This is a genomic window from Nocardia sp. CY41 (genome assembly GCF_009829325.1).
Lineage (GTDB): Bacteria > Actinomycetota > Actinomycetes > Mycobacteriales > Mycobacteriaceae > Nocardia.
Window position 1 is genome coordinate 346,307 of the sequence record NZ_VUOS01000002.1, and the last position, 17,565, is coordinate 363,871.

The window sequence follows — 17,565 nt, forward strand, 5'->3', positions numbered from 1 at the left end:
CGACGACCGAACGAACACCGGTTGACGGGGGGCCTTCTGCTGCCGCTCCAACCGAATAAGGCAGGATGGATGCCGCTCTGCCTTGCTCTACGTCACAGGCGCTCGCCATGAGCAACGAATCGCCGGAAGAACGACAATCCCTCGCCGAAGGAGACTGGAGACCCATGACGGACCCGGGGACCGATCGCCCAGGATATCGCCGGGTACTGCTGAAACTCGGCGGGGAGATGTTCGGCGGCGGGAAGGTCGGGCTGGACCCGGACGTCGTGCAGACGGTGGCCGAGCAGATCGCCGAGGTGGTCGCCACCGGCGTCCAGGTGGCCGTGGTGATCGGCGGCGGGAATTTCTTCCGCGGCGCCGAACTCGAGGAGCGCGGCATGGAACGCGCCCGTTCGGACTACATGGGCATGCTCGGCACCGTCATGAACAGCCTTGCGCTGCAAGACTTCCTGCAGCAGCAGGGCGTGGACACCCGGGTGCAGACCGCGATCACCATGGGCCAGGTCGCCGAGCCCTACCTGCCGCTGCGTGCCAAGCGGCACCTGGAGAAGGGCCGTGTGGTCATCTTCGGAGCGGGCATGGGCATGCCGTACTTCTCCACCGACACCACCGCCGCCCAGCGCGCGCTGGAGATCGGCGCGGACGTGGTGTTGATGGCCAAGGCGGTCGACGGAGTCTTCACCGCCGACCCGCGCGTCGACGAGACCGCGACCATGTACTCCGAGATCACGCACAAAGAGGTCATCGAGCGCGACCTCAAGGTCGCGGACGCGACCGCCTTCAGCTTGTGCATGGACAACCAGATGCCGATTCTGGTGTTCAATTTGTTGACCAAGGGCAATATCGCCCGCGCGGTCGCCGGTGAGAAGATCGGCACACTGGTTCGGTCCTGATACCCGCGGACCGCGGATCATGACATGACGACGCTGTGGAGGAAACGGTCGTGATAGAAGAAGCGCTCTTCGACGCCGAGGAGAAGATGGAGAAGGCCGTCTCGGTAGCGAAGGACGATCTCGGAACCATTCGTACCGGTCGCGCGAACCCGGGCATGTTCTCCCGGGTCGTGGTCGACTATTACGGGTCGCCGACCCCGATCACCCAGATGTCCAGCATCACGGTGCCGGAGCCGCGCATGGTCGTGATCAAGCCCTACGAGGCGGGCCAGCTCGGGGCGATCGAGACCGCGATCCGCAACTCGGATCTCGGTGTCAATCCCACGAACAACGGCGACATCATCCGGATCAGCGTGCCGCAGCTGACCGAGGAGCGCCGCCGCGAACTCGCCAAGCAGGCGAGGGGCAAAGGCGAGGACGCCAAGGTCGCCATCCGCAATGTCCGTCGCAAGGCGATGGACGAACTGTCGCGCATCCAGAAAGATGGCGAGGCAGGCGAGGACGAGGTCGGGCGCGCCGAGAAGGAGCTCGACAAGACCACCGCCAAGTATGTCGGCCAGATCGATGAACTGGTCAAGCACAAGGAAGCCGAACTGCTCGAGGTCTGACGCGGATCGGCCGGTAGGCGTGGCGGGGGCCCGGAGGAGGCCCCGCGTCACCGCGAGTGCCGCCGAGTCAGCGCAAGGCCCGCCCGGGCGGGGGACGAACGGAACGACGAGTTGAGCGACGGGACAATCGTGGCCGAGAACGCCGCCGCGACCGGTGCGGCAGAGGAGCCGCCGGTGAACGGGACAGCCGATGCGATGCAGCAGCGCGCGCACGATGCTCCTGGGTCCGGTCATGAACCGTTAGGCGCCCCCGCGGCGTCGGCTCCCGATCCCGCGGCAGGCCACACCGCGCCAGCGTCGAGTGGATCGCGCGCGGGTCGCAACTTGCCCGCCGCGCTCACCGTCGGCTTCGGTCTGGGCCTTTCGCTGATCGCGATCCTGCTGTTCGTGCCGAAGGTGTTCATCGGCGTCGCGGCGGCCGGGGTCGGCGTGGCCACCTGGGAAGTCGCCAAGCGGCTGCGTGAAGCCGACGTGCTGGTCCCGCGCGTTCCGCTGATCGCGGGCGGCCAAGCGGTGTTCTGGCTGGGCTGGCCGTACGGCGCCAGCGGCGTCGCGGGCGCGTTCGCCGCCACCACGCTGATCTGCATGGTGTGGCGGCTGTTCGACCACGGTTTACAGACCGCACCGCGAAACTTCTTGCGCGACACCGCCATCACGGTGTTCGCGCTGGCCTGGATTCCCTTGCTCGCCTCGTTCGCGACGCTGTTGCTGCTGGAGCCGGACGGCAACCTGCGGGTGCTGACCTTCATGATCCTGGTCGTGTGCTCCGACGTCGGCGGATACGTGGCAGGCGTGCTGTTCGGCAAGCATCCGATGGTGCCCTCGATCAGCCCGAAGAAGTCGTGGGAGGGTTTCGCGGGCTCGCTGGTGTTCAGCGTGATCGGCGGCCTGCTCACGGTGACGCTGCTGCTGGAGGCCAACTCGATGATCGGCGTCGTGCTCGGCGTCGGCCTGGTGCTGGTGGCCACCTGCGGCGATCTGATCGAATCGCAGATCAAGCGCGAACTCGGCATCAAGGACATGGGTACGTTGCTGCCGGGTCACGGGGGCATCATGGACCGTCTCGACTCCATGCTTCCCTCGGCGTTCGTCTCCTGGCTGGTGCTGTCCACGCTGCTGTGATCCGGCGCGTCAGCCCTTCTTGGCCGCGCGGCGCAGCTGCAGGATGCGCACGCCGCCCACCGAGGCCATGACGAGCGCGCCGCCGATCACCGACAGCAGCACGGTGACGCCGAGCGGCAGCGAGAAGTCCCAGAAGAAGAAGTGCACTTGGACCTGTTCGAGGTTCTGCACGATGAAGATCAGCAACAGGACCAGGATCAGGACGCCGGCGACGAGCCCGGTCCAGGCGTAACCGGTACGCGAGGCCAGCGACTTCTTGGCCGGTAGGAGGGGTGGGGCGCTCGGCGGCGTCGTGCGCTTGCGCTGCGACAGGTCCGGGTCCGGCTCCGGCGGGTGTTCGGGGGGATGCGTGGACATATCTCGATCATGGCCGACGGCTATGACGGCCGCAGGTATTTCCCGGCGACGAACCGGGCATGTCGGGCCGCCCGCGTGTGGTCGGGTGCCGGGGAAGTTCCGGCGGATGGGAGAATGGACCAACTATGACCGTCTCCTTGCCCTTGGTTTTCGACGCTCCGCGCCGTGGCATGCCGCCGCGCCATCTCGCCGACCTCGATGCCGAGGGCAGGCGCGCGGCCGTCGAGGAACTGGGCCTGCCGAAGTTCCGCGCCGATCAGATCGCCCGCCAGTACTACGCGCGTTTGCAGGCCGATCCGGCACGGATGACCGATCTGCCCGCCGCGGTCCGGGAGAAGATCGGCGAGGCGCTGTTCCCGCCGCTGCTGAGTGTGGTCAAGCACGTCGCGTGCGACGACGGGGAGACCCGCAAGACCTTGTGGCGCGCGGGCGACGGCACGCTGCTGGAGAGCGTCTTGATGCGCTATCCCGACCGCGCGACCCTGTGCATCTCCAGCCAAGCCGGTTGCGGCATGGCGTGCCCGTTCTGCGCGACCGGTCAGGGCGGGCTGAACCGCAATCTGTCGACCGCCGAAATCGTCGACCAGGTGCGTGCCGCGGCCGCGGCGCTGCGGGACGGAGAGGTGGCGGGCGGGCCGGGCAGGCTGTCCAACATCGTCTTCATGGGCATGGGGGAGCCGCTGGCCAACTACAAGCGGGTGGTCGCCGCGGTCCGCCGGATCACCTCGCCCGCGCCGGACGGTCTGGGTATCTCTCAGCGCAACGTCGTGGTGTCGACCGTCGGATTGGCTCCGGCCATTCGCAAACTGGCCGACGAGGGATTGTCGGTCACGCTCGCCGTCTCCCTGCACACGCCCGACGACGAACTGCGCGACACTCTGGTACCGGTCAACAATCGCTGGCCGGTCGCCGAGGTGCTCGACGCGGCTCGCTACTACGCCGACAAGACGGGCCGTCGGGTCTCGGTCGAATACGCGCTGATCCGCGATATCAACGATCACCCGTGGCGTGCGGACATGCTGGGCGAGAAACTGCACAAGGCGCTCGGGTCCCGGGTGCACGTCAACGTCATCCCGCTCAACCCGACCCCGGGCAGCAAGTGGGACGCCAGCCCGAAGCCGGTCGAGCAGGAGTTCGTCCGCCGCGTCAACGCACAGGGCGTGCCCTGCACGGTCCGCGATACCCGCGGCCAGGAGATCGCCGCGGCGTGTGGGCAATTGGCGGCGGAGAACTGAGATACCCCCGATCCGCCGGGCGAATGATTGCCCCCGGATGTCGTGTCGCGGAATCCGCTATGACCTCGCGTTGTCCGGGCGGTAACTTCCCCCGCCGGCCGACGCGCTAGCCGCGGTTCTTCGCCGGGCGGTTGGTGGCGGCGCGGCGTTCGGCTTCTTTCGCCTTGATGCGCTCGTTCTCCGCCCGGACCGCCGCGTAGTTCTCGCGCTCGTGCACGAGCCATTCCGGCGGGTCGGCGAGCAGGGCGTCGATCTCCTCGGCGGTGAGGTGGTCGGAGACCCCGGCCCGGGTCAAGCCGGTGTTGGAGACGCCGAGTTTGCGGGCCACCACGTCGCGGGGGAAGGGGCCGGTGCGGCGCAATTCGGTGAGCCATTCGGGGGGATCGTTGCGCAGCGCGTCCAGCTGAGCGCGAGAGATCGGCGCGTTGCGGAACTCCTCGGGCGCGGCCGGAAGGTAGATGCCGAGTTTGTCGGCCGCAGTCAGCGGCTTCATCGTCTGCGGTTTCTTGTCCGGGCTCACCGGCACAGCCTAGCGGGCACGGCAGGAGGGACCCGTCCGCAGCCCCGCCTCGGACCACACGGAGACGCGGCGACCGCTCGACGGGCGCTCGCCGTGTGCGCGGGACACGAGCTGGGCGGCCGTCTATCCGGCGGCGCGAAGGGCTCACTTCGGCTGGTGGCATACGCTTCCACGAATGAGCCGGTTGGAGTCGATCGATGTGGTGCGCCTGCGCTGGTTCGTCGCGGTCGCGCAGGAGTTGCACTTCGCGCGCGCGGCGAAATCACTGCACATCTCGCGGCAGAAGCTGAGCCATACCGTCATCGATTTGGAAAACGAACTCGGGATTAAGCTCTTCGTGCCCGGCGCGCAACCGACCCAGCTCACCGCCGACGGGCGGCAGGTACTGGAGCAGGCGCGCGAGCTCATCGCGCGGGCCGAGTCGGGTGCGCAGCGGCCCGAACCGGAGGCTGCGGCCGTCCTGCGGGTAGGTTTCGTGCCGGGCGTCACGGTGTCCAAATGGACGCGGATCTGGGCGGAGCGGTTCCCGGACACCCCGCTCGAGGTCAGCGCGCTGGCGCAGGCGGAGCAGGAAGCGGCTCTGCGCGGGGGGAGCGTGGACATGTGCTTCGTCCGGCTTCCGATCGACCGCGAAGGGATGAGCGCGATCCCGCTCTACCGGGAGGTTCCGGTCGTGGTGGTGCAGAAGGAGCACCCGCTGTCGGTATTCGACGAGGTGCGCATGGCCGACCTGGCCGACGAGCGCCTTCAGGACACCTCGGACGTCGACGCGGTCGGCGGCGCATTGGAACTCGTCGCCGCGGCCGGTGGCGCGGCGATCGTGCCGCATTCGCTGGCCCGCCTGCATCATCGCCGCGACCTCGTCTACCGTCCGATGCTCGGCGTCCCCGATACGGAGGTCGCGCTGGCCTGGCCCGCCGGCCGCACCACCGATCTGGTCGAGGAGTTCATCGGCGTCGTCCGTGGCCGTTCCGAGCGCAGCTCCCGCAGTCCGGCCGGAGCCGACAAGAACGAACCGCGGAAGAAGCCTCCGGCCGGAAAGGCGGGTGGTCGGCCGGCTCCGGTCAAGAAGAAGCCCTCCCGGCGCCGCGGACGCTAACCGGTCCATCCGGCGGCGGCGCGAACCCGGTCGGGTCCGCGCCGCCCGTCTATCAGTTCTTGCAGACTCGGTTCAGTTCGTCGGTCGCGGCGTCCATGCTCGTCACCTTCTCGTCGGTGAGGGCGTTGGCGTAGGCGGCGATGGCGTCCTTCTCCGGGCCGTCGGCCTGGATGGCCGAGAGCTTGGCGGCGAGGGACTGCTGCACGGTCGGGTCCAGATTCCCGCCCGACTCGTCGATAGCGGCGTTGATCGCGTCGATGGCCGCGCCGCACGCCGGTGACTGGGCATGCGCGGGCGCGGCGGGCAACAACAGCAGCGAGCCGAACGCGCTCGCGGCGAGCAGGGCAGCCGAACAGGTCTTGATCATTGCGTCCTAAATAGTCGTGCGAACAGGAACCGAGGTCCGCGACCCGGCTGGGACGCGGACCTCGGACGCACACGGTACCGGGCCGTAGCCTGCGGTACAGGACGAATGGAATTGTGCGAGAAGGCCTTTCGGTCAGCGCGGCTTGCGCTGCAGCAGCGAGTCGCGGATCAGGATGCCCGCGATCAGGACGGCGAAGCCGACCAGGAAGATGTCCTCGATCTTGCCGCTGTGGTTGCCGACCAGCATGGCCAGCAGGATCAGCGCGACGATCCAGCCCGCGATCCGGAAGGTCCGACGCGACTCGCCGCTCCAGCCCCAGGCAGCGGAGGGAACTTCGGCGGGGTCCACGCGAGTGACGACGCGCTCGGTGTCGACGTGTTCGAGTTCCGTGGCGGCCACGATCGCTCCTTAGCTGTTACTCGTACCGTGATTCCGGTACGCATTCGATGAGCTACTGCCGCATATCGTGACATACGACGGTGCGTCGTTGTAAGTCGGCCCGCGCCGGTCGAACGCGCTGTGGCGGTAGGACACAATGAAGTCGTGTCCGACATCGTGAGAGTCCTGCTGCTGGGCAGCACCGGATCCATTGGCACTCAGGCGCTCGAGGTGATCGCCGCCAATCCCGACCGCTTCGAGGTGGTCGGACTCGCCGCGCGCGGCGGCAACACGGAGTTGCTCGCCGCCCAGATGGCCGCCACGGGCACACGCAATGTGGCCGTCGCCGATCCGGCCGCGGCCCAGCGGCTGGACCTGCCGCTGGGCGGCCCGGGCGCCGTGACCGAGCTGGTGCGCCGTACCGAGGCGGACGTCGTGCTGAACGCGCTGGTCGGTTCGCTCGGACTGGAGCCGACCCTGGCCACCCTCCAGTCGGGCACCCGACTCGCCCTGGCCAACAAGGAATCGCTGGTCGCGGGCGGTTCGCTGGTGACCAGCGCCGCCGCTCCCGGTCAAATCGTCCCGGTCGACTCGGAGCACTCCGCGCTGGCGCAGTGCCTGCGCGGAGGTCGTGCCGACGAGGTGGACCGGCTGGTGCTGACCGCTTCCGGCGGGCCGTTCCGCGGTTGGACCACCGAGATGCTCGATTCGGTCGAGCCCGCCGAGGCCAAGGCGCATCCCACCTGGTCGATGGGCCTGATGAACACCCTGAACTCGGCCTCGCTGGTGAACAAGGGGCTCGAGCTGATCGAGACGCACCTGCTGTTCGGGATTCCCTACGACCGCATCGACGTCACCGTGCACCCCCAATCGATCGTGCACTCGATGGTCACCTTCACCGACGGCTCCACGCTCGCGCAGGCCAGCCCGCCGGATATGAAGCTGCCCATCGCACTGGCGCTCGGCTGGCCGGACCGGGTGCCCGGCGCGGCCGCGGCCTGCGATTTCGGCACCGCTTCCACTTGGACGTTCGAGCCGGTCGACAACGATGTCTTCCCCGCGGTAGAGCTGGCGCGCGCGGCCGGCCAGGCCGGTGGCAGCGTCACCGCCGTCTACAACGCCGCCAACGAGGTCGCGGTGCAGGCTTTCCTGGACGGCGCCCTCCGTTTCCCGCAGATCGTCGGCACGGTGGCCGCCGCGGTGGAGGCGGCGCAGCAGTGGCGCGCGGAGCCGGAGACGCTCGACGAGGTTCTCGCCGCGGACACCTGGGCGCGGGAGTTCGCGGCCGCCCGCATTCACGGCTGAAACCCTTCGGCGCCGGATCGGACGCGCGCACCGACGGCGTGCTGGCACACTGAACACACAGGACAGGACTTTGTCCGGTTAGGGTGAACAGAGTGCTCGCGGCCAGGAGCGGACGCGTGCGTGCGGGATATTCGAGCTGCGTCAACGCAGGAGGGTCGTAGAGCAGATGGTGTTCGCGTTGGGATTTGTGCTGTTCGCTCTCGGCATCACGCTGTCGGTGGCGCTGCACGAATGTGGACACATGTGGGCCGCCCAGGCGACCGGAATGAAAGTGCGCCGGTACTTCATCGGCTTCGGACCGAAGGTCTTCTCATTTCGCCGCGGCGAGACGGAGTACGGGCTCAAGGCGCTTCCACTCGGCGGCTTCTGCGACATCGCGGGTATGACGGCGCTCGATGATCTGCGTCCAGAGGAACTCGACCGCGCCATGTACCGCCAGGCCACCTGGAAGCGTCTGCTCGTCATGTCCGGTGGCATCGCGATGAATTTCGTGCTCGGCTTCGTCCTGGTCGTAGTGCTCGCCGTCGGTTGGGGCTTGCCGAGTCTCGAACAGCCGGCGCCTACCGCGCTGGGCGCCATGGACTGCGTGCAGAGCGAGCTTCCCGGTGGAATCGAGCAGGACTGCGCCGGCTCGGGTCCGGCGCAGCAAGCCGGTCTGCAGCGCGGCGACGTGGTCACCAAAGTCAACGATGTTCCGGTCAAGACGTGGCAGCAGTTCGTGGTCGAGACGCAGAAGGCGGTGGGTACCATCACGTACACCGTCGAACGCGGCGGCCGCACGCTGGTGATTCCGGTGACGCCGCAACGCGTGATGCGTTACCCGGACGATGGTGGTCCTGGACGTGAAGTCAGCGCGATCGGGGTGGGCCAGGATTCCTATGGGCCCGTGAAGTACAACCTTCTGTCGGCGATACCCGCCTCTGCCGCGTTCACCGGAGATCTCGGGGTAGAGGTCTTCAGGTCCCTGATCCAGATGCCGGCGAAGGTTGCGGACCTGTGGGAGGCGGTCACCGGGGGGGACCGTGACCCGAATACTCCGGTCAGCGTCTATGGAGCCAGCCGTATCGGCGGCGAGAGCGCTCGCGCGGGTCTGTGGCAAGTGTTCGTGATGATGCTGGCCAGCCTGAACTTCTTCCTCGGCGCTTTCAACGTGTTGCCGCTGCTGCCGCTCGACGGCGGCCACATCGCGGTGGTGCTCTACGAACGGATCCGCAACGCCGTGCGGGGCGCCCGCAGGCTTCCACCAGGAGCTCCGGTCGATTACCTGAAGTTGCTGCCGATCACATATGTGTTCGTGGTGATGGGCGGTGCGTACATGCTGCTGACATTGGCGGCCGATATCGTGAACCCGATCAAACTCTTCCCGTAAGTGCGCGCCCGCTGCTCCAGCCAGGTCGGAATAGCGGGGCGCAGCAGCGGAGATGGGCGACTGTGTGACAGCGGTTTTAGCCTCGAAGGTTCGCGATCGGTGTTTCTGCCGTGATTGACGACTTGGCGGCGGTCCTCTATGATGATCTTGAAAATTGGTGGGGGCGGGGGATTCTTCCGAACTCGGACTAGCGATCAGGGATGTGTCTCGTCGATTCCGTGTCGGCGACAATTTCCATCCTGCGTCGCTTCCGATCGAAATTTGCCCGCTTCGAGTGAAGGGGTTCGAAGTGCTGCTCCGGAAATTTTTTACAGCGGTGAGTGGATTCGCCGCGTTGGTCGTATGCTTCGGATCGGTCGGCGCGGGGGCCGCGTACGCAGGCTCTGTCGAATCTGCGGCACGCGTGTCGGACGCGAAGCTGGCGGTCACGCACGCGATCGCATCCGGTTCTCTCGCGCTGCACGGCGATGTCAGCGCCCTCGATCTGCGACAGATGAACGTGGCATCCGAGTCGGGATTCCACCTCGTGACCATCCCATCCTCGGGCGCAGGACAAAGCAGGTCGGTGGTGAAGGTGGCGGTCGGCGACGACGCCACGATCCTTGGTTATTCCGAAAAGCGCGTCAGTCCGATCGGTGATTCGTCGGCACTGCTCATGTCGACCTGGAAGAACGGGTCTCCTGTGGCAGTCTTCGAAGCCGCGACCGACGACTATTTCGTGGCCTGTCTCGAGAAGCAGGGTGTCGACGGGAAGATCGCCAAGAAAGTTTTGCAGAAGTGCTTCAACGGCACGCTCATGCCCACGGGGACCGCCGTCGGGTGCGCGCTCGGCTTCGGTATATCCCGTGACGCCGTCAAGAAATGCGAGCCGTTGCTGGCCGCCTGATTCTCCTCCGTTGGAACCCGTCGTTCCCGCCCGTGCGGCCACGTGACCGCACGGGCTTTCCATCGGTTTGCGCACTGCCTGATTGCTTCCTTTTCATATCCGCCGGAACAGCGAGCGCCCTCTTTCTCGCACAAGAGTGGTTCCGCATCGGCGCTCGTTTCCGGCCGCGTCCGAGTAACCCTCGGCCCTTCGACGCCGATATGAGGACCGTCGCTCACCTGCGATACTGTGGCCCGGCATCGACAGCGCAGGGGCCCCGGCGTTGTCAGGAGCGTCACGGGCGGCCGGTCTCGGGCGCGACTAAGCTCGGTGGGCGTACAGGTCGCAGCGACGAACGAAAGTAGGCAGCCGAAGGTGACCAGCACAATCGGATTGGGGATGCCGACCGCTCCCGCGGCAGTGCTCGCTCCACGGCGTAGGACCCGCCAGTTGATGGTGGGCAATGTCGGGGTGGGCAGCGACCACCCGATCTCGGTGCAGTCCATGACCACGACCAAGACGCACGACGTGAACGCCACCCTGCAGCAGATCGCGGAGCTGACCGCGTCGGGGTGCGACATCGTGCGGGTGGCCTGCCCGCGTCAGGAGGACGCGGACGCGCTGGCCACGATCGCGGCGAAATCCCAGATCCCCGTGATCGCCGACATCCACTTCCAGCCGCGCTACATCTTCGCCGCGATCGACGCCGGATGCGCCGCGGTGCGGGTCAACCCCGGCAACATCAAGGAGTTCGACGGCCGGGTCAAGGAGGTCGCCAAGGCCGCCGGCGCGGCGGGCATCCCGATCCGCATCGGCGTGAACGCCGGTTCGCTGGACAAGCGGATGCTGGAGAAGTACGGCAAGGCCACGCCCGAGGCGCTGGTGGAGTCGGCGCTGTGGGAGGCGAGCCTGTTCGAAGAGCACGGGTTCGGCGACATCAAGATCTCGGTCAAGCACAACGACCCGGTGGTGATGGTGGAGGCCTACCGGCAGCTGGCCGCACAGTGCGACTACCCGCTGCACCTCGGCGTCACCGAGGCGGGCCCGGCGTTCCAGGGCACGATCAAGTCGGCGGTCGCCTTCGGCGCGCTGCTGTCGGAGGGCATCGGCGACACGATCCGTGTTTCGCTGTCCGCGCCGCCTGCCGAGGAGGTCAAGGTCGGCGGGCAGATCCTGCAGTCGCTGAACCTGCGCCCGCGCAAGCTGGAGATCGTGTCGTGCCCCTCCTGCGGGCGCGCCCAGGTCGACGTGTACACCCTGGCCAACGAGGTGACCGCGGGTCTGGAGGGCATGGCGGTGCCGCTGCGGGTGGCCGTGATGGGCTGCGTCGTGAACGGTCCCGGCGAGGCGCGCGAAGCCGACCTGGGGGTGGCCTCCGGCAACGGCAAGGGCCAGATCTTCGTCAAGGGTGAGGTCATCAAGACCGTCCCGGAGGCGCAGATCGTCGAGACGCTCATCGAAGAGGCGATGCGCATCGCCGAGGAGATGGGCGAGGACGCGGGCACCGGCGAACCGGTCGTCACCGTCAGCTGAGCAGCCGCTCACCAGCGCTTTCGACATAGCCATACCGCATCGCGCCGGTTCGTGGCAGGCTGTCACCGTGCGGAGTCTGCTGGAGCCGGCGCGACGGGCCAAATACGCCCCTGCGCGGCAGCTCGCTAATCGGGATCTTGCTCAGGTCTTGCGTGTGCTCGATGCCGATCCGGTGGCCTCGTGTATGGTCGCCGCCCGCTTGCAAGAGTTCGGCCTGGACAACCGGTGCGGCCAGGGCGAGCTCTGGAGCAGGGGCGGCCCCGCGGAGTCGCTGTGCTTCTCGGGTGCGAACCTGGTGCCGTTGCTCGGGAATCGGGACGCCCTGCGTGCCTTCGCCGACCGGGCGATCCGCTGGCCCCGCATCTGTTCCTCGGTGGTGGGGCGCCGGGAACTGGCGTTGCCGCTGTGGGAGATGCTGGCCGATCACTGGGGTCCGGAGCGGGAGCTACGCGGCGAACAGCCGCTTCTGGCGCTGGCTCAGCCGCCGGTGGCCATGCCCGACCCGGAGGTCCGCCGGGTGCGCCGCGACGAGCTCGACCGCTATCTCTCGGCCGCGATCGCCATGTTCATCGAGGAGGTCGGCGTCGATCCGCGTGCGGGTGACGGTGGCCGCGGCTATCGCCGCCGCATCCAGAGCTTGATCGAATCCGGCCGCGCGTGGGCCCGTTTCGAGGACGGGGAAGTGGTCTTCAAAGCGGAGGTCGGCTCGCTGTCGCGGCGCACGGGCCAGATCCAAGGGGTTTGGGTGCATCCGGATCATCGGGGGAAGGGGTGCGGCACCTCGGGCACCGCGGCGGTGGCGAACGCCGTGGTCGCTTCGGGTCGCACCGCGAGCTTGTACGTGAACGACTACAACGCGATCGCCCGCCGCGCCTACAGCCGCGTCGGGTTCCGGCAGATCGCGACGTTCGCCACCGTACTGGTCGACTGAGCGCGCCCGCGGGCACGGCGAATCCCGGAGTGCCGCAGGCGTTTGCCCGGCAGTCACTATTACGATCGGTCCCGATGTCGACTCGGATGCTCCTCTCGCTCGCCGTCGCGGCCTTCACGGTGGCCGCCGCCGGTTGTGCGAGCGAGCCGCAAGGGCCTGTTCCCGCCGCGGACGCATTCGTCAAAGCGTTCGCCGAGCACCGGGTGAGCGCCGCCGCCGGACTCACCAATCTGCCGGAGAAAGCAAGCGCCGCATTGCGTTCCGCATGGGACCAGCTCCAAGCCGAACAGCTCGGCGCGCGCACCGGCGCGGCCCGCGTCACCGGTGACACCGCGACCGTCGACTACACCTACGAATGGCGGCTGCCGAAGAACCGGACGTGGAAGTATTCGGGCCAGTTGCAGATGGGGCGCAGCAACGGACGCTGGATGGTCCGCTGGACCTCGTCCAATATCCACCCCAAGCTCGGCGACACCCAGACCATGGTGTTGCGCTCCAATCCGCCGCCGCGCGCGCGAGTCAACGAGCAGTCCGGCAGCGACGTCATGGTGCCCGGCAAGGTGTCGCGGGTCGCATTCGTCGCGGCCGACGCCGCCGATCCGGGAAGCGTGGCCACGGCGTTGGCCGCGGCACTGCACCGTTTCGACAAGTCGCTGACGCCGGAGTCGATTCTCGACGAGGCGAAGGCGGCCCGGGGCGCCTACACGGTCGCGCTGCTCAACGAGGTCGAATCCGGCCAGGTGACCACCGATCTCATCGGGCTGCCCGGCGTCACGGTGACCCAGCAATGGGACCTGGTCGCCACCGATCGGGATTTCGCGCCCGATCTGCTCACCCAGGTGCGCAAAACGGTGATCGCGGAGGTGGACGGCAAGGCGGGGTGGAGCGTGGTCACCGTGAACGCCAACGGCGCCGACACCGACGTGCTGCTGGACGTGCCCTCGCAACCCGCGCCGTCGTTCTCGCTCAGCGTCGACCGCAACGTGCAGAACGCCGCCCAGCGCGCCGTGCAACCACGGACCGAGCAGACCATGATGGTGGTGCTGCGCCCGTCCACCGGCGCGATTCTGGCGGTGGCCCAGAACAAGGCCGCCGACCGGGACGGTCCGCTCGCGACGATCGGCCAGTACCCGCCCGGCTCGGTGTTCAAGACGGTCACCGCGGCCGCGGCCATGGCGAACGGCCTAGCGACACCCGATACGGTGCTGCCGTGCCCGAGCCGCATCGTCATCGGCGAGCGGACCATTCCCAACTACAACTTGTTCACCGTCGGGAACGTGCCGATGTCCACGGCCTACGAGCGATCCTGCAACACTTCCTTCGCCAAACTCGCCAGCGAGCTGCCGGGCCCCGCGTTGCACGACACCGCGGCGAAGCTCGGTGTCGGACCCACCTATTCGGTGGTGGGGCTGCCGACGACCTCCGGCGCGGTGCCGTCCGCCGACGACCTGATCCAGCGCACCGAGGACGGCATCGGTCAGGGCAGAGTGGTGGTCAGCCCGTTCGGCATGGCGCTGATGGCGGCGACCATCGCGCACGGCTCGGCCCCGGTGCCGTACCTGATCGCGGGGCGGCCCACGCAGATCGAGGGGGGTGACCGCCCGGCGCTGGCTCCCGATGTCATCGAAGGGCTGCGCACGATGATGCGCCAGGTGGTCGTCGGCGGCACGGCCGAGCGGATCGCCGATCAAGGTCCGGTCTACGGCAAGACCGGTGAAGCCGAAGTGGACGGCGGGTCGCACTCCTGGTTCGTCGGCTTCCGTGGCGACCTCGCGTTCGCCACGCTGCTCGTGGAAGGCGGCAGCTCGGACAACGCCGTCGCGGTGACACGGGACATGTTGGCGGCACTGCCTCCCGGATACTGATGCGCTGCCGACTCGGAACAGCGCGCGCCTCGGTACGGAACGTCGCGGGACCGAACTCGGAACGGTGCACGCACACCGATCCGAGTCCGGCGGACCGGCCGGTCATTCACCGGCGGCCGACTCGATCAGCAGATGCTCCAAGCTGATCGTGTGGTCGGCGTACTCGTCGACACCGATGACCGCGACGAAGTCCCGATCACCGGCCCGTTGCTGCAGCGATCCCCACGAGTTGGCGAGATACCAACCGGCTCCGGCGGTGCCGCGTGCACCCAGACCGCCGCAGTACATCCGATATCGGCCGGGATGCCGATCGGCGTCGGGGCGTACCCGGGCGACGATGCCGATGTTGCGGTCATCGCCGGAGTTGTAACTACTTCCGTCGGCCAGCCGCAGGTACACGGTATGGGCACCGTCTTCCGCAGCGCTGTCCCACAGGGTGAACAGCGGACGCTCGGCGGTGTCCAGGTACCGGCGAAGGCAGTCGTTGCCGCTGAGCCCGAAGCTGATGTACGGGCGGTCGCGGTGGACGACGTGATCGCGGTCGCTTCGGACGTCGACCGGGATGCTGGTGTGGCGTTGCAGGAACGACAGCACGTACAGCAATCCACGAAGCTCGTTCTCACCCACTACGGATGGAACGTCGTATCGCGCCGGGAACACGCTGCCCTGCTTGTCGAACACCCGCTGCCTGCCGATCCCGGCCGCCCGAAGCGCTTCCACCGAAGGCCGTGCCAGCTCGAACACCGGATACACCAGCGTCGTTCCGTTGGTGGTCATCTCGGCGCCGAGGAACGCCTCGAGCGAGGCGTCGGCGCCGGAGAAGACCGTCTCGTGCGAACGGAGCTCGGCGGGTGTGGAGTTGGCCATCTGAAACAATCCCTCCACGGTCCAGCCTGGGAACATGCGTTCCAGCACCCGGCAGTGATAGTCGCGCGGAAGTCCGATCATGCGTCCGGACAACCACTGGTAGTACTGCGCCTTCGCAGGCCCATGCCCGGGCGGGATGGGCGGATCCAGGCGCGCCGCGCACCTGTCGTACGCGGCCAGAAAATCGTGATGACTCTTGAGATGCCGCTCCGCCAGCAGCATCTTCAGTACGGTCGCCAACGAAACCCCCTTACCCCTGCAGCCTCCGTCCACGGTGACGGAGACTCATGTCGTAGTCGCTCAACCGCGACGAAACCGGGCCGTCGGCGAGATGCCTGCCGACGGCCCAGCCGCTTCAGCCGTCAGATGTAGATGAATGGGAGACCATTACTGGTTCCTCCGGAGGTGGTCGCGGTGACTTGCACTGTTCCCGTTCCGGCGGGAGTGACGGCGGTGATCTGTGTTGCGGAGTCGACGGTGAACGAAGCTGCCGGTGTGCCGCCGAAATCGACGGCCGTGGTGCCTGTCAGGTCGGTCCCGGTGAGGACGACCGTCGTTCCACCGGCCGCCGGCCCTACATTCGGAAGCACGACCGCGAGTGTCGGTACCGCGATGTAGGTGTAGGCGAGGCCGTTGCTGGTTCCGCCGGGGGTGGTGGCGGTGACTTGCACCGTACCGGTCCCGGCGGGCGCTACGGCGGTGATCTGCGTTGCCGAATCGATTGTGAACGAGGTCGCCGGTGTGCCACCGAAATCGACCGAGGTAGCCCCGGTCAGCCCCGTGCCGGTGAGGATGACGGTTGTCCCGCCCGCTTCCGTGCCGACACTGGGAACCGCCGCGGTGAGGGCGGGAACCGCGACGTAGGTGTAGGCGACGCCGTTGGTGGTTCCGCCCGGGGTGGTGGCCGTGATCTGGACGATTCCGGTCCCCGCCGGGGCGACAGCCGTGATCTGAGTGGGTGAGTCGACCGTGAACGAGGTCGCCGGTGTGGCGCCGAAGTTCACCGCTGTCGTACCGGTCAGGTCGGTGCCGGTGAGCACGACGGTCGTGCCGCCGGACACCGAGCCCAGGGTCGGAGCCGCCGCGGTGAGGGTGGGCAGCGCGACGTAGGTGTAGGCGACGCCGTTGCTGGTTCCACCCGCGGTGGTGGCCGTGATCTGGACAGTTCCGGCCCCCGCCGGGGCGACGGCCGTGATCTGGGTGTCGGAATCGACGATGAACGAGGTCGCCGGTGTGGCGCCGAAGTTCACCGCGGAGGTAGTGGACAGCCCTGTTCCGGTGATGACGACGATGGTTCCGCCGGCGACCGGTCCTACATTCGGCACCTCCGCGGTCAGGACGGGGATCGGGATGTAGGTGTAGGCGACGCCGTTGCTGGTCCCACCCGGGCCGGTGGCGGTGATTTGCACCGTCCCGGTCCCCGCCGGGGCTACGGCGGTGATCTGGGTGGCGGAGTCGACGGTGAACGAGGTGGCCGGTGTGGCGCCGAAGTTCACGGCGGTGGTGCCGGTCAGTCCCGTTCCGGTGAGCACGACTGTCGTACCGCCCGATACGGTGCCCACGTTGGGAACCGTCGCGGTCAAGGTGGGGACCGGAATGTAGGTGTAGGCGACGCCGTTGCTGGTTCCGCCCGGGGTGGTGACGGTCAGCTGCACGGTTCCGGTCCCGGCGGGAGCGATGGCCGTGATCTGCGTGGCGGAGTCGACGGTGAACGAGGTCGCCGGTGTGGCGCCGAAGTTCACCGCCGTCGCTCCCGTCAGTCCTGTTCCAGTGATCACGACTGTCGTGCCACCGGTTGCGGGACCCACATTCGGCACCACCGTGGTCACGGCGGGGATCGGGATGTAGGTGTAGGCGACGCCGCTGCTGGTTCCGCCGGGGGTGGTGACGGTCAGCTGCACGGTTCCGGTCCCGGCGGGAGCGACGGCCGTGATCTGGGTGTCGGAGTTGACGGTGAACGAGGTCGCCGGTGTGGCGCCGAAGTTCACCGCGGTGGCTCCGGTCAATCCTGTGCCGGTGATGACGACGGTTGTCCCGCCTGCTTCCACGCCCGCGTTCGGTACCACCACGGTGACAGTGGGCAGCGCGACGTAGGTGTAGGCGACGCTGTTACTGGTTCCGCCGGGGGTGGTGACGGTCAGCTGCACGGTTCCGGTCCCGGCGGGAGCGACGGCCGTGATCTGGGTGTCGGAGTTGACGGTGAACGAGGTCGCCGGTGTGGCGCCGAAGTTCACCGCGGTGGCTCCGGTCA

The 17,565-nt window shown here is 67.8% G+C and carries 17 protein-coding genes; 11 read left to right on the plus strand and 6 right to left on the minus strand.

The genetic code is table 11. From position 1 onward, the window contains the following. Positions 1-164 precede the first annotated feature (164 nt). The 3 genes from pyrH (at position 165) to GVY64_RS04070 (ending at position 2,623) form a co-directional block, all read left to right on the plus strand. On the plus strand, positions 165-893 hold the full coding sequence (pyrH, locus tag GVY64_RS04060; protein WP_040780648.1) for a UMP kinase: 729 nt from the start codon (positions 165-167) through the stop codon (positions 891-893). 50 nt (positions 894-943) lie between these two features. Then, a complete protein-coding gene (gene frr / locus GVY64_RS04065; RefSeq protein ID WP_159838800.1) occupies positions 944-1,501 on the plus strand; it encodes a ribosome recycling factor in 558 nt (185 codons plus the stop codon). Between the two features lie 195 nt (positions 1,502-1,696). Then, the gene (locus tag GVY64_RS04070; protein WP_159838929.1) at positions 1,697-2,623 is read left to right on the plus strand and encodes a phosphatidate cytidylyltransferase; all 927 of its coding nucleotides are present in this window, start codon (positions 1,697-1,699) and stop codon (positions 2,621-2,623) included. Positions 2,624-2,632: 9 nt separating this feature from the next. Here GVY64_RS04070 and GVY64_RS04075 read toward each other — a convergent pair whose 3' ends face one another. Then, positions 2,633-2,980, minus strand: a complete 348-nt coding sequence (locus tag GVY64_RS04075; RefSeq protein WP_159838802.1) for a LapA family protein — start codon at positions 2,978-2,980, stop codon at positions 2,633-2,635. Between the two features lie 125 nt (positions 2,981-3,105). Between GVY64_RS04075 and rlmN the strand changes: the two genes are divergently transcribed. Beyond that, positions 3,106-4,215, plus strand: coding sequence for a 23S rRNA (adenine(2503)-C(2))-methyltransferase RlmN (gene rlmN / locus GVY64_RS04080; protein WP_159838804.1), 1,110 nt, complete (start codon positions 3,106-3,108; stop codon positions 4,213-4,215). Positions 4,216-4,321: 106 nt separating this feature from the next. Here rlmN and GVY64_RS04085 read toward each other — a convergent pair whose 3' ends face one another. Beyond that, the gene (locus GVY64_RS04085; protein WP_201297890.1) at positions 4,322-4,735 is read right to left on the minus strand and encodes a DUF5997 family protein; all 414 of its coding nucleotides are present in this window, start codon (positions 4,733-4,735) and stop codon (positions 4,322-4,324) included. A gap of 175 nt (positions 4,736-4,910) precedes the next feature. Between GVY64_RS04085 and GVY64_RS04090 the strand changes: the two genes are divergently transcribed. Then, positions 4,911-5,834 carry a LysR family transcriptional regulator gene (locus GVY64_RS04090; RefSeq protein WP_159838806.1) on the plus strand — a complete coding sequence of 308 codons (924 nt, stop codon included), beginning with the start codon at positions 4,911-4,913 and terminating at the stop codon, positions 5,832-5,834. A 52-nt stretch (positions 5,835-5,886) separates the two neighbouring features. Here the strand turns inward: GVY64_RS04090 and GVY64_RS04095 are convergent, their stop codons facing one another. Both GVY64_RS04095 and GVY64_RS04100 read right to left on the minus strand, forming a co-directional pair. Further along, positions 5,887-6,201, minus strand: coding sequence for a hypothetical protein (locus GVY64_RS04095; protein ID WP_159838808.1), 315 nt, complete (start codon positions 6,199-6,201; stop codon positions 5,887-5,889). A 132-nt stretch (positions 6,202-6,333) separates the two neighbouring features. Then, a complete protein-coding gene (locus tag GVY64_RS04100) occupies positions 6,334-6,600 on the minus strand; it encodes a DUF2631 domain-containing protein (protein ID WP_159838810.1) in 267 nt (88 codons plus the stop codon). A 144-nt stretch (positions 6,601-6,744) separates the two neighbouring features. Here GVY64_RS04100 and dxr point away from each other — a divergent pair, with 144 nt between their 5' ends. From dxr to GVY64_RS04130, 6 genes are all read left to right on the plus strand, one after another. After that, a complete protein-coding gene (gene dxr / locus GVY64_RS04105; RefSeq protein ID WP_159838812.1) occupies positions 6,745-7,884 on the plus strand; it encodes a 1-deoxy-D-xylulose-5-phosphate reductoisomerase in 1,140 nt (379 codons plus the stop codon). 166 nt (positions 7,885-8,050) lie between these two features. Next, positions 8,051-9,253: a M50 family metallopeptidase gene (locus GVY64_RS04110; protein ID WP_159838814.1), complete on the plus strand. Its 1,203-nt coding sequence runs from the start codon at positions 8,051-8,053 to the stop codon at positions 9,251-9,253. A 316-nt stretch (positions 9,254-9,569) separates the two neighbouring features. Continuing rightward, positions 9,570-10,139 (plus strand): hypothetical protein, encoded by a 570-nt coding sequence (locus GVY64_RS04115; protein WP_159838816.1) that lies wholly within the window; start codon positions 9,570-9,572, stop codon positions 10,137-10,139. Positions 10,140-10,493: 354 nt separating this feature from the next. Continuing rightward, the gene (ispG, locus tag GVY64_RS04120; RefSeq protein ID WP_159838818.1) at positions 10,494-11,651 is read left to right on the plus strand and encodes a flavodoxin-dependent (E)-4-hydroxy-3-methylbut-2-enyl-diphosphate synthase; all 1,158 of its coding nucleotides are present in this window, start codon (positions 10,494-10,496) and stop codon (positions 11,649-11,651) included. 67 nt (positions 11,652-11,718) lie between these two features. Continuing rightward, complete coding sequence (locus GVY64_RS04125; protein ID WP_159838820.1) at positions 11,719-12,582, plus strand: GNAT family N-acetyltransferase; 864 nt, start codon at positions 11,719-11,721, stop codon at positions 12,580-12,582. Positions 12,583-12,656: 74 nt separating this feature from the next. Continuing rightward, a complete protein-coding gene (locus GVY64_RS04130; protein WP_159838822.1) occupies positions 12,657-14,447 on the plus strand; it encodes a penicillin-binding transpeptidase domain-containing protein in 1,791 nt (596 codons plus the stop codon). Positions 14,448-14,549: 102 nt separating this feature from the next. Here GVY64_RS04130 and GVY64_RS04135 read toward each other — a convergent pair whose 3' ends face one another. Together GVY64_RS04135 and GVY64_RS04140 are read right to left on the minus strand one after the other, a co-directional pair. After that, the gene (locus GVY64_RS04135; protein WP_159838824.1) at positions 14,550-15,554 is read right to left on the minus strand and encodes a hypothetical protein; all 1,005 of its coding nucleotides are present in this window, start codon (positions 15,552-15,554) and stop codon (positions 14,550-14,552) included. A 122-nt stretch (positions 15,555-15,676) separates the two neighbouring features. Continuing rightward, positions 15,677-17,565, minus strand: a 1,889-nt coding sequence (locus tag GVY64_RS04140; protein WP_201297891.1) for a beta strand repeat-containing protein, incomplete at its 5' end; no start/stop codon positions are given.